The sequence below is a fragment of the uncultured Acetatifactor sp. genome (assembly GCF_948601915.1).
Lineage (GTDB): Bacteria > Bacillota > Clostridia > Lachnospirales > Lachnospiraceae > Acetatifactor.
Window position 1 is genome coordinate 35,927 of record NZ_CAPDXS010000020.1, and the last position, 12,077, is coordinate 48,003.

Sequence of the window (12,077 nt, forward strand, 5' to 3'; positions counted from 1 at the left end):
GACAGTTTGATGTTTCTGCGGTGTGGGAGACCCTTTCCCACCTCGCCGCCCTCTCCCCGCGGGGAGCCATCATCTGGGAAAGCCGGGGAGCAAAGGGGCAAGTCTGCCATCTGCTCGGAGCCGACCAGAAATTTATCGGCAGCATAGAGGAGGCGTTTCGGGCCCACGGCGACATACATTTCCATGAGGTCACTGTAAAAGCGAGGACGCCAGTCAGTGCTGCCAGACAGCTCAGGATTAGCCATCCCAGGCTCTCCCTTAGGACCAATATCGCCGAGGCGGTCATCCGTGCCGGACTGGCAGCCCTCTCGGAGGATAAAAGCGGCACAGAGACCGTGCTGCAGATAGTGCTTGGGCGTTCCTTTGCCCCGACACCAGTCCCGGTAAATCTGCCGGACCCACATGCTTCCTGGCTGGAGATTATCCTGGGAAGCGTGGACAAGGCATCCGCCGAGAGCCGGAAGACGGTCAAGGAAAAAGCCGGACAACATATTTTCCAGGCCGTTATCCGGATTGGGGTCTCGGGTAAGGACAAAATCCTCCGCCTACGTGGCTTAAGCAGTGCCCTTAAGGTGCTGGAGTCTGCTGGTGTACGTATCCATGAGGAAACCGAGAATCCGGTACGTCTTAATACTGCTCATGTGCCCTGGCATTTCCCCCTGCAGCTGTCCGTCAAGGAGCTCACCAACTTCCTCATGCTCCCGGCGGGTGAGGAGGAACTGCCAGGAACAGCCGGGCTACATCCAAAGCTGACTTTGCCACCAGCATGGTATAAAAGCCCGACCGGAAGACAAACCGACCGCAGCTTTGCTGCCAGTATGGATGTGGCAGCCCAAAAGAAGCTGAGCATTTCTCCTAGAGACAGTTTAGAACATACCCACCTAATCGGGCCAACAGGAAGCGGCAAGTCTACCGCCATGCAGCACCTGATTCTGGCAGACATCAAGGCAGGGCGCAGCGTCCTCGTTTTAGATCCTAAGGCCGACCTGGTGACCGACATCCTGGCACGGATTCCCGAAGAACGGGCGGATGATGTCATCGTCATTGACCCATCAGATGACTGCCCGGTAGGGTTCAACCCACTGGCATTCAAGGAATACGGTGCACCCTCACTTCTGGCCGATAGTATTCTATCGGTGTTCAAGGAAGTATTTGCAGATAGCTGGGGTGTTAGGATCGCCGACATCCTGAACGCCGCCCTTCTGACTCTGGTAGAAATTGACGGAGCAACCCTGCTTTGGCTGCCGCCCCTACTTACAGACGAGGCATTCCGGATGAAGATTATCGGCAAGGTAACTGATAAAGTTGGGCTTTTGCCATTCTGGGAACAGTTCAATGCCCTCCGGGACAGCGAAAGAAGGCAGAACATTGAGCCTGTACTTAACAAGATTCGCCAGTTCCTATTACGCCCATGGCTTCGGAATGTCCTCGGGCAGGCAAAACCAAAGTTTGCTCTGACAGATTTGTTCGAGCAGAGAAAAATTGTTCTGGTTCCCTTGAACCGCGGCCAAATCGGAGGGGAAAGCGCAAGGCTTCTCGGCAGCCTGATTGTCGGACTGACTTGGACTCTGACTCTTTCCCGCGCCAAATTGCCACCAGAACGGCGGCACATAGTCGGAGTCTACATAGATGAGCTACAAGACTACCTCAGCTTGCCGACCGATTTATCCGACGCTTTGGCTCAGGCCCGGGGGCTGGGTGTAGCCCTGACTTTGGCCCACCAGTACCGCGACCAGCTGCCATTAGACATACGTTCTGGGATTGATGCCAACGCCAGGAACAAAATCGTCTTTGGTTTACAGGCTAAGGACGCCAAAGACATGGCGGCGATGGCACCGGAACTTAAAGCAGAGGATTTTATGGCGCTGCCGCGCTATCAGGTCTACACTTCGTTCCAGTCCGGCGGAAAGAACATCGGTTGGGTGCAGGGACGGACGCTCCCGCCATCACCGGCCCTGAGGGACGCCTCTGAGCTGAAGGCCATCAGCCAGGCCAATTACGGCGTACCAGCTGGGCAAGTGGAGGAAGACTATCTTAAGATGATTGGTCCCAGCAGCATCGCTGGTGACACGCCGGGGGACACGCCTATCGGAAGGAGGAGACGCCCATGACCAGCCGCCTATCTAACCATGACCATAATAAAGCCGCCGGAACCCCCAATGTATCGGACTTTTCCAAGTTTAAGGTGCACGATTCCTACCGTATCCCCACTACGGACGCTGCTGACCCCGGCGACGGCCCCGAGGCGAACCAACGCCTGTCACGCAAACGGCTGGAAGAACTGAGCACCCTACTGAGTCAGCGGGACAGGGACATCCTGCTCAGCGTGCAGCGCCACCGCTACCTGATGACCGGGCAGATCATGCGGCTCCATTTTACCGAGGCCGCCACCAGCTCTGCCGCCCTCCGGGCCACCAGCCGCACCCTCAAGAGGCTCCGGCAGTACCGGCTGCTCGGTACCCTGTCCCGGCGGATAGGGGGAGTGAGGGCCGGCTCCGGCTCCCTCGTCTGGCACCTTACCCACGGCGGCGAACGCCTGCTCAGGCTCCAGGACGAGCGGGCATATCCCTGCCGGAGGCAGTTCGACCCCTCCCCTTACTTTCTGGCCCACACCCTGGCGGTGGCGGAAGTTTCCATCCAGCTGCTGGAAGTGTGCCAGGGCGGGAAAATCGAGCTCACAGATCTGCAGCCTGAACCTGAATGCTGGCGCTCCTACAGCGAGCATGGGACGCATCTTTCCCTGAAGCCCGACCTCTATGCTGCTACCGTGTCCGGGGAATATGAGGACAGATACTTCTTCGAGATTGACCTTGACACGGAGTCACCCAGCAAAGTGGTAGAGAAATGCCAGCGCTACCACCAGTATTACCACAGCGGGCTGGAGCAGAAAGGGTCGGGGGTCTTCCCGCTCACCGTCTGGATCGTGCCGGATGAGGCCAGGAGGGCGCGGCTCATTGCCGCCATCCGTACCGCCTTTGACAAGCAGCCCCGGCTGTTCGCGGTCATCACTGGCGAGGAGCTGGCACACCTTGTCCGCCAGGGCGGGGACGAAAGGATGCTGTGCTGAGCCGCCGGCTCCAGGCCCTTAGCCCAGCTAAGGGAGTAGGGCGGCTGTATGTGAGGGGACGTATTGCTGCTGAATTTATTTTTGCTAAATGATTTAATCCAAAGGAGAATTATGAAACGAATGAAATCAATGCAGGAGACATGCTCCCTGTTAAATAGAATCAAAAATGTAGGCGAAACAGTCTCCGCATTCCTTTATCTGTATGGCTACGCTGAGCGTCCAGACATCATGGATTCGGAAGATAACGTGGTCAACGTGGGGATTATGTTGAGTTTCGATGCTACAGCCACACGGAGAGCTTTGCAAAAGGTCTGCGATGAGCAAAAAGAAAATGGACACCCAGAGATTGCTGCAGCAGCCTTGAAGCTTGCCCTTTGTCTTGGCGACCTGGAAAAAGAAATACTGGACAAAAATACAGAATAGGCAGAATGCTACCCTGACCATATATCCCGTATCTACTGGCCTTAGCTGTGCTAAGGGCCTGGATAACAAATTCAACTAAGGAACATGTGTATAGCCACACATAATGCCAAAAGAAAGGAGGCCAACATATGGCACACGAGACCACTATCCAGTTCTTCGACATGTTCTCCGGCATCGGCGGGTTCCGTGCCGGGCTGGAGCGGGCCGGCGGGTTCACCTGCATCGGCCACTGCGAGATTGACAGGCATGCCGAACGGGCCTACCGTGCGGCGCACAATGTAAGAGAAAGCGAGGTATTCTATGAAGACGCGACCAGAATCGACCCGGACACCATGCCTGAGTTCGGCCTGCTCTGCGCAGGGTTCCCTTGCCAGTCGTTTTCTATCGCTGGCAGAAGAAAAGGATTTGAAGATGCAAGAGGCACTCTCTTCTTTGAGGTTGCCCGGGTGGCTGCAGCGAGACGGCCTCCATATCTTCTCCTTGAGAACGTCCCGGGACTGCTTTCGCATGACAGCGGCCGGACATTCGCGGCCATCCTCGATACGCTTTGCCAGCTACACTATAGCGTCGAGGTCCAAGTGCTTGACAGCAAGGATTTTGGCGTCCCCCAGTCCAGGCGCCGGGTGTACATTATCGGATATCTTGATCCCCGATGCGCCGGAAAGATACTACCTTTCCGCAGGACAAACCCGGAGGCTCTTGAGTGCCTCCTGCCCGGGCGGCAGGACTCCAGGGTCTATGACCCATCCGGTGTCTCCCGGACGCTGCTCGCCAAAAGCGGCGGAGTTGGAGGGAGAACCGGCCTGTATGCCGTAGGTCCTGGCCGGAACGCGGGGCTTTTGGTCAAGGAGGCCACCAAAAGCGGCTACAAAGAGGCCCATCCCGGCGATTCCGTCGACCTGGGCTTTGCCAGCCAGAACACCCGTCGGGGCCGGGTCGGGAAAGACATCGCCCACACCCTCAACACGGGCGGCTCACAGGGCGTGGTCACACCGGATCTGCGCATCCGCCGGCTCATGCCCCGGGAATGCTTCCGGCTGCAGGGATTCTCAGAGACGCAGATCGACCGTCTGCTCTCGGTGGATTCCGATACCCAGGCCTATAAGCAGGCAGGGAACGCCGTCACCGTCAATGTGGTGCATGCCATAGGGCTCCGCCTCAAGGCCGCACACAGGGCCTCTGTGGCCGCGGCAGGGGCTGGAAAGGAGGCGGCATGATGGGAAGAAAGCGTGGACGGCCAGCAGCTTCGGGCCATGTGAATGTGACCCCGGAATTCCGCCCAGAGCCGGATATCGAGAAGCTGGGGCGGGCATTGATCGCTATTGCAGTCAGCATTGCTGAAGCTAAGAAAAAGGAAAGTGCAGGAGATGCCGATGCCGCACAGGCTCCTCTTAGCAGCACAAAGATAAGGACATATTCCGCTGGGAAAAAGGGGGATGGTATGACATAAGCGCCATCATTATCATCCCCCAGTGCAGGCCATCCGCCTAAAGCTGGCGCTGTCCACTCACAGCGGCGCCCATGCGGCGGACAGCCTGCCGGGGCAGCAGTCCTGTCCCTAAAAACATCAAGAGAAAGGAGGATCCAGAAAGATAAGGCCGTAACAAAGTAACCAAAAACAGACATTCGGCGGACACGGTGCGTTCATTATCCAGGGGCGCATCCGTAGATGCCCCTCAAGGATGACGGAACACGCAGAGGCAGTCCGCCAGGAAAGGAGGGGCATGCCAAATGTTGAGCAGAAGGTTCGGGGTCGAGGTGGAGTTCACCGGGATTACCCGGAGGGAGGCAGCCGATGCTGCTGCCGCCTACCTCGGCACCACAGCCGTCTATGCCGGCGGCTACTATGAGGCTTATGAGGTCCGGGCACCGGACGGGAGGATCTGGAAGTTCATGTATGACAGCAGCCTCAAATGCCAGCGCAGAGAGAACGGCAGGACCATCGAGACGAACACCAAGTTCAGCGTGGAGATGGTCACACCCATCCTGCGTTACCAGGAGGATATCAGTATCCTACAGGAAATGCTGCGGCGCCTGAGGAAAGCCGGAGGCTTTGCCAACAGGTCCTGCGGCATCCACATCCATCTGGACGGGGCGGGGCACACCGTGAGGAGCATCCGCAACTTCATCAACATCATTGCGAGCAGGAACGACCTGTTCTATAAAGCCCTGCAGATTGCACCCGAGAGGATGCGCTACTGCCAGAAGATGGACCAATGGCTGGTGGAGCGGATGAACCAGGAGAAGCCCACTACCATGAAGCAGCTTGAGGACATCTGGTATGAGAAGTATACCGGGGACCGTAACGGCCATTACCATAGGAGCCGCTACCACTTCCTCAATCTCCACAGCTTCTTCCACGGCAACCATACCGTGGAGCTGAGGGGCTTCAATGGGACGCTCCATGCCGGGAAGGTCCGGGCATACGTGGTGTTCGCCCTAGCCCTGAACCACCAGGCGCTAACCCAGAAATCCGCCCGCTACCACAAGGTGCAGGAGGAGAATGAGCGTTTTGCGATGCGAACATATTTAAACCGTATCGGATTTATCGGTGACGAGTTCAAGAGCTGCCGGGAGCATCTTTACCAGCACCTGAGCGGCAATGCCGCCTGGCGCTACGGCTCCCGGGAGAATGTCCGCAGCCACATCGGCACGGGCAGGAACACAGACACACAGAATATAGAGAACGGAGGCAGATGAGATGGAGAAAAGGAGAGCACTACCAAAAGACCGCCTGTACATCGCCTATGGTTCGAACCTGAACCTGAGGCAGATGGCAAGGCGCTGTCCCACGGCGGAAATTGTCGGAAAGACGGTTCTTCGGAACTGGAAGCTGGTCTTTAGGGGCGTGGCCACGATCGAGCGCTGCACCGGCCATACCGTGCCGGTGCTTGTCTGGCGGCTACAGCCAAAGGATGAGCAGAGCCTCGATGCCTATGAGGGATGGCCGCACCTTTATCGCAAAGGGACCTTAAGGATTACCATGGATGGGAGACGGGTCTATGCTATGGCCTACATCATGAACGAGAACCGGCACCCTTATGGCATGCCGTCCAAAGGGTATTTCCAGACGATCCTGGATGGCTACAAAAAAGCGGGGTTCAATGAGGGCACCCTGTGGCGGGCGGCCTCGGACTCCGTGAATGGGGAGGAGAGGAATGGATGAAGTGATTAAGAAACAGATTCTAGATGTCCGGGCGACCGGAGCGGCCAACATGTTCGACATAATTACCGTCCAGTACATCGCCTACCAAAAGGGATACTATGAGCTAGTCATCTACCTGGAAGAACACCGCAAGGAATACGCGGACTTCATCCTCAGGGGTGACACTGGCTAATCCGTAGATTCTCCGCATTTTACCTGATCTTTTGACTTGCTTTTTTAGGCGGTCTGAGTGATAGATGGTGTGCGGGGAAAAGAAAGGAGAAAAATACTATGAGCACAGAATACCAGTACAACCAGACCGGAGCCGAGCGCAAGGCGCTGGTTCAGGCAATCAGCGAGTTGCTGGCCGTACCGGCGTCCTATCAGGGCGCCCCCACTTTCGCCTACACCATAGGCGGATGCAGCGTGGACAGGAACGGCGTGCTCTCCTTTACAGAGGGCATAGACCAGGAAGAAGCGGAACGGGTGGTCTCCGGCCTGCGGGAGCGGGGGTTCGTCGCAGACGATGCCTCTGGAGAGGACGCTCCTGCGGAGGAAAATGCAGCAGAAATGGCGGCAGAGGCTGATATGGAAAGTGGGGCGGATGAAACAGAGGAGGCTATTGCAGAAGATACCGCTGCAGCAGCTGAGGGCAGCCCTGCCGGGGATAATGCCCTGACAATCGAGATACCTAAAGCTGGCTTTACCGATATCGCCCTGGACAACCTACATAAGATTGTCGCCAGCAAAGCGACGCTGCTTAAGAAAGCCCTCGATACAGCCAGTCTTCCGATCATCGACACTGGAGACAGCCTAAGATTCCCCTGGTTCACTTTGAAGGGGATAGAGGGCGAAGCTGATGCCTACAGCCGCCTGGTCGCCGCCATCTGCCAGATGGCGAAGGAGCGGAAGCGTGTCACTGCCAAAGAATGCGGCACGGAGAACGACAAGTTCCATATGCGCCTATTCCTAGTCCAGCTGGGCTTTATCGGGGACGAGTACAAAGACGCCCGGAAGATACTGCTCAAGAACCTTTCCGGCAACAGCAGCTGGAAAGCTGGACATGCGCCCGTGCGGGCAGCCTCAAATACTGAGGCTGGCAGCACAGAGACCGCTCTGCCAGAAGGACCGGAGGAGGACATGACGCAACCGGAAACAGAGGAGAGTGACGCTTATGGCGGATAGGGACCCATCCCCAGCCGGGAAACCGTGGAGAGGGTGTGGAAGATATAGCCGAGCACCTTGAAATGCGGACGACTAAATGCCGCATATATAGCCAGCCTGCCATTCGGTGGGCTGGTATTCCTAAAATGTAATGGAATTATGAGTTTATTAACAAAGGGATAACAATAGCGTTAGCGTCTTGATTTTAGTGGCCAAGAGAGCTATAATCGCACAAATAGCGCGAAAGGAGGTTTTTATATATGAGTCTTCCTGGTACGGAAAACATGCAGATGAATCCCATGCAGGCACTCGCTGGGGCAATGACGCCCAAGTTTGCCGTTTCCTACCTCCGCGTTTCCACGCGCGGGCAGGCTGAACGGGGCGGCGGTGCAGATGAGGGGTTCTCAATCCCGGCACAGCGTGAGGCCAACAAGAAGAAAGCGCTCTCTATGGGCGCAATGGTGGGCAAGGAGTTCGTGGACCGCGGGGCTTCCGCCAAATCTGCCGACCGCCCGGAGCTCCAGAAGATGCTGGAGTACGTAAAAGAAAATGCCGATAGGGTAGATTATGTCATTGTACATAAGGTAGACCGTCTGGCTCGTAACCGGGGTGACGACATCGACATCATGCGCACCCTGCGGGAATGCGGGGTCCAGCTGGTCTCTGCCTCAGAGAGCATTGACGACACCCCAGCCGGGATGCTGCTCCACGGCATCATGAGCTCGATTGCTGAGTTTTACTCGCAGAACCTGGCGAATGAGGTCAAAAAGGGCTTGAACGAAAAGGTCAAGAATGGAGGCACGCCGAGCCTGGCACCATTGGGATATCTGAATATCCGGCGCGTTGATGATAAGGGCCGTGAGGAGAGGACCGTAGTGCTGGACGAACAGCGGGCACCGCTGGTCAAGCTGGCATTCGAGGAATATGCCACTGGGCAGTGGACGGTTGAGGATCTCGCCGACCATCTGGCAGCCTGTGGGCTTGCTACAAGGTCCACTCCTAAAGTACCGTCTGTGCCGATCAACAAGAAGGCACTGAATAAGATCCTCATCAATCCGTACTATAAGGGCATAGTCACTTATAATGGAGTCGAGTACGAAGGAGCGCATACGGCACTGGTGGATGCTGACATATGGCAGCAGGTGCAGGATATCCTGCTTTCCCATGTGAATGGCGAGCGCACCAGGGAGCATCCCCATTTCCTGAAAGGGAGCCTGTTCTGTAGGAACTGTGGTTCCCGGATGATTATCAATTACACAAAATCCGGGACAGGAGCCAGATATCCATACTTTGTCTGTGCAGGGCGGCATAATAAGAGGGTGGACTGTAGGCAAAGGGCAGTGCTGATCGAGGAAGTGGAACGGCAGGTGGAGAGAATATATGATAAATATTCTTTCCCGCCATATATCCGGTCGTGCCTGGAAAGCTGGCTGGATGGGAGCCTAAAGAAGGAACGTGAGAAGTATGATGCAGAGCTGGATGGCCTGCGCCGGGAAAAAGACAAGCTCGAACGTCAACGGAAGAAACTGCTCGAAGCCCATTATAATGATGCCATCCCTCTTGACCTGCTCAAATCCGAACAACAGAAGATTGCAAAGCAGCTGGCAGCCATCGACCATCAGGTAAAGGCCCATGATTTTGCATTTACCGAAATGCAGGAGAGACTAGGTGAAGCCCTGGAATTGATAGAGGACTGCGGGATGACTTACCGCCAGGCTGGAGACCATATCAAGAAGCTGCTGAACCAGACCATTTTTTCCCGATTGCTGGTTGGGGAAGATGGGCAGGTGGAGCCAGAGTTTGCGGAGCCATTCGGTATGTTGGCACAGGCAGCCGGTGTGGTCAATGCAGCACAGGAACAGGAATGCAGAAAAAGCGAAGACGGCAGCAACGAAGAAATCCGTGGCACTACAGTGCCCACGGATTTCTTCTCTACAATTTCCAACCGCTTGTCAAATTTTTTTGGCCAAAGTTGGATTATGGACTTTTTGGTGGAGCATACGGGATTCGAACCCGTGACCTCCACACTGCCAGTGTGGCGCGCTCCCAACTGCGCTAATGCCCCTCACCAGAAAAAGTATACCACATTTTCCGCAAAAAGCAAGAGAAAATTTGAAAAAATTGCATTTTGAAGGAAAGTTATAGAATTAAGATTATGTAACAACGAAATTTAGCTTGTCATGTCAAAATGCATCAGCGTGCTGCACCCGACCATATATTGACAGGGAAATACTCATATGCTATCTTTAGGACAGACGACAGCACATGCGCTTCGCGGGCCGGTTTCTAAGGGAAAGCCTGCGGCCAGGCATCCGCATGGTGCCGGGAGCGATGTCTGCACAGGAGACAGGAGGGATTTCAGGATGACAGAGGAAATGTCCATAATCGGCAGCGAAGCCTATAATGCGGCGAAAGAGATTCTGGAGGCCGCGGGACTTGAGGAGGGAGACCTGTTTGTGGTGGGCTGCTCCACCAGCGAGGTGGCGGGGGCCGGGATAGGCACGTTCTCCAGCCCGGAGCTGGCGGAGGTGGTGTTCGGCAGCATCTACCAGGCCACCCAGGAGACGGGGGTCTACCTGGCCGCCCAGTGCTGCGAGCATCTCAACCGGGCCCTGATACTCGAAAAGGAAGCGGCGGCCAGGTATGGGTACGAGATTGTCAGCGTGATTCCCCAGCCAAAGGCGGGAGGGGCTTTTGCCACGGCGGCATACAAGACCTTCGAGGAGCCGGTGGCGGTGGAGCATATCAGGGCCAGGGCGGGCATGGACATCGGTGATACCCTGATTGGGATGCACTTGAAGGACGTGGCCGTGCCTGTACGGATCCGTACCAGGGAAATCGGCGATGCCCGCGTAGTCTGCGCCCGCACCAGGCCGAAGCTGATCGGCGGCGCAAGGGCAGTATATGGGCCGGACGAAGACAGCCCTAAGGCGAATTAGAACCAGCCGGGGCTCCTGCAGCAGCTATTTTTCCGTCAGGTGCCGGAGCAGCGCCTCGCAGCCCTCGGTCACGTCCCGGTAGGTGGCATCGAAGTCGCCAGTATACCAGGGGTCGGAAATGTCGCGGTCAGAGCCCGCGAAAGACAGGAGCTTGTGGATTTTCCCCTCCGGGTCGCTGCCCAGCATCCGGCGCATGTTGCGGATATTGGCGCTGTCCATGCCGATGAGGTAGTCGTATTTGCCATAATCGGAGGGCGTAAGCTGGACGGCGCGCTTTCCCGCACAGCCTATGCCGTGCTCCGCCAGCTTGGCCTTGGCGGGCGGGTAGACGGGATTGCCTATGCCGTTCCAGATTTCCTCCGTGCTGGTGGCGGCGGAGGCGATGTGGAACTGGGCGGAAAGGCCGGCTTTTTCTACCAGGTCTTTCATGATGAACTCAGCCATGGGGCTGCGGCAGATGTTGCCGTGGCAGACAAAAAGTATCTTTGTCATATCCTGAAACCTCTTGAACGTATTGATATTCCGGGCCTTGCGGGTGTCTCGCAGCATTTTCTTCTATTCATTCTCCTGGCATATCCCGGCATAAAATAGCACAGCTTTGACCCCAAAAGTAGTAGGAACGGTAGTAAACCAAGGGGGCTTATTCCGTTTTACTACCCGCCGCTGGCGACCCGTTTCAGCTCCGCCTGCGCATCCTCAAAGCCCAGGTGGGTGTAGGTGTTCAGCGTGACGCCAATATCCGAGTGACCCATAAGGTATTGCAGCGTCTTGGGGTTCATGCCGCTCTTTGCCATGTTGGAACAGAATGTGTGCCTGCAAACGTGCGGGGTGACTTTGGGCATCTGCACCTTGTAGATGCTGTTGTATTTCTGGCAGATGTGCTTGAAGTAATGCTCCCAGTGAAGCGCCACCATCGGCTTTCCATCCTTGTCCAGATACAGAAAACCACACCTGCCATCGATCATCGGCTCGGTCTTGGGCTTTGGCCGGTTGGCAATGATACGCTGGAAGCACTGGTACACATCGTCCGTCATGGGGATTTCCCGTGTTCCGCTGGAGGTTTTCGTGTCCTCGATGATATACTCCATGTTCCGCTTGCGCTGAAGCTGGTGGTTGACACTGATTTTGCGGTTCTTCATATCCAAGTCAGCCAGCGTCAGACCTACAAACTCCGAAATGCGAAGTCCCGTCTTGAACAGGATATAAATGCCGTCGTAGTACCGGGAGAAATGCTTGTCACCCTTTACAAATTCCAGAAATGCCCGCTCCTGCTTTCGCGTGATTGCTTCCCTTGTCACACTGTCGTTGACAACAACGGTGGCAAGCTGAAACTCAAACG

General features: G+C 56.1%; 12 protein-coding genes, 1 tRNA gene and 1 pseudogene. 11 read left to right on the forward strand and 3 right to left on the reverse strand.

Annotated elements, in window-relative coordinates:
• Window positions 1–335 precede the first annotated feature (335 nt).
• The 10 genes and pseudogenes from Q2B33_RS05245 to Q2B33_RS24700 all read left to right on the forward strand — a co-directional run.
• Entirely contained in the window at window positions 336–2,111 is a 1,776-nt protein-coding gene (locus Q2B33_RS05245; protein ID WP_300913887.1) for a type IV secretory system conjugative DNA transfer family protein, read from the forward strand.
• On the forward strand, window positions 2,108–3,067 hold the full coding sequence (locus Q2B33_RS05250; RefSeq protein ID WP_300569498.1) for a replication-relaxation family protein: 960 nt from the start codon (window positions 2,108–2,110) through the stop codon (window positions 3,065–3,067). Before Q2B33_RS05245 ends, Q2B33_RS05250 begins: the two co-directional genes overlap by 4 nt.
• Window positions 3,068–3,178: 111 nt before the next feature.
• Window positions 3,179–3,490: a hypothetical protein gene (locus Q2B33_RS05255; RefSeq protein WP_300569495.1), complete on the forward strand. Its 312-nt coding sequence runs from the start codon at window positions 3,179–3,181 to the stop codon at window positions 3,488–3,490.
• Window positions 3,491–3,618: 128 nt separating this feature from the next.
• Window positions 3,619–4,707, forward strand: a complete 1,089-nt coding sequence (gene dcm, locus Q2B33_RS05260; RefSeq protein WP_300569492.1) for a DNA (cytosine-5-)-methyltransferase — start codon at window positions 3,619–3,621, stop codon at window positions 4,705–4,707.
• The gene (locus Q2B33_RS05265) at window positions 4,704–4,940 is read left to right on the forward strand and encodes a hypothetical protein (RefSeq protein ID WP_300569489.1); all 237 of its coding nucleotides are present in this window, start codon (window positions 4,704–4,706) and stop codon (window positions 4,938–4,940) included. The genes dcm and Q2B33_RS05265 overlap by 4 nt, the downstream gene beginning before the upstream one ends.
• A 281-nt stretch (window positions 4,941–5,221) precedes the next feature.
• Complete coding sequence (locus Q2B33_RS05270) at window positions 5,222–6,190, forward strand: amidoligase family protein (RefSeq protein WP_300569486.1); 969 nt, start codon at window positions 5,222–5,224, stop codon at window positions 6,188–6,190.
• 1 nt (window position 6,191) lies between these two features.
• On the forward strand, window positions 6,192–6,656 hold the full coding sequence (locus Q2B33_RS05275; RefSeq protein ID WP_300569483.1) for a gamma-glutamylcyclotransferase family protein: 465 nt from the start codon (window positions 6,192–6,194) through the stop codon (window positions 6,654–6,656).
• Window positions 6,649–6,828 (forward strand): DUF5049 domain-containing protein, encoded by a 180-nt coding sequence (locus Q2B33_RS05280; protein ID WP_300569480.1) that lies wholly within the window; start codon window positions 6,649–6,651, stop codon window positions 6,826–6,828. Before Q2B33_RS05275 ends, Q2B33_RS05280 begins: the two co-directional genes overlap by 8 nt.
• A gap of 98 nt (window positions 6,829–6,926) precedes the next feature.
• Window positions 6,927–7,820, forward strand: a complete 894-nt coding sequence (locus tag Q2B33_RS05285) for a hypothetical protein (protein ID WP_300569476.1) — start codon at window positions 6,927–6,929, stop codon at window positions 7,818–7,820.
• A 299-nt stretch (window positions 7,821–8,119) separates the two neighbouring features.
• Window positions 8,120–9,160, forward strand: a pseudogene (locus Q2B33_RS24700) (recombinase family protein); the annotation flags it as partial.
• Window positions 9,161–9,788: 628 nt separating this feature from the next.
• Here Q2B33_RS24700 and Q2B33_RS05295 read toward each other — a convergent pair.
• A tRNA-Ala gene (locus Q2B33_RS05295) sits at window positions 9,789–9,864 on the reverse strand.
• A gap of 298 nt (window positions 9,865–10,162) precedes the next feature.
• Here Q2B33_RS05295 and Q2B33_RS05300 point away from each other — a divergent pair.
• Window positions 10,163–10,738 (forward strand): TIGR01440 family protein, encoded by a 576-nt coding sequence (locus Q2B33_RS05300; protein ID WP_300569470.1) that lies wholly within the window; start codon window positions 10,163–10,165, stop codon window positions 10,736–10,738.
• A gap of 24 nt (window positions 10,739–10,762) precedes the next feature.
• On the opposite strand, the gene Q2B33_RS05305 is transcribed toward Q2B33_RS05300, so the two are convergent.
• Window positions 10,763–11,230 (reverse strand): low molecular weight protein-tyrosine-phosphatase, encoded by a 468-nt coding sequence (locus tag Q2B33_RS05305; RefSeq protein ID WP_300569467.1) that lies wholly within the window; start codon window positions 11,228–11,230, stop codon window positions 10,763–10,765.
• A 161-nt stretch (window positions 11,231–11,391) separates the two neighbouring features.
• Window positions 11,392–12,077, reverse strand: a 686-nt coding sequence (locus Q2B33_RS05310; protein ID WP_300913888.1) for a site-specific integrase, incomplete at its 5' end; no start/stop codon positions are given.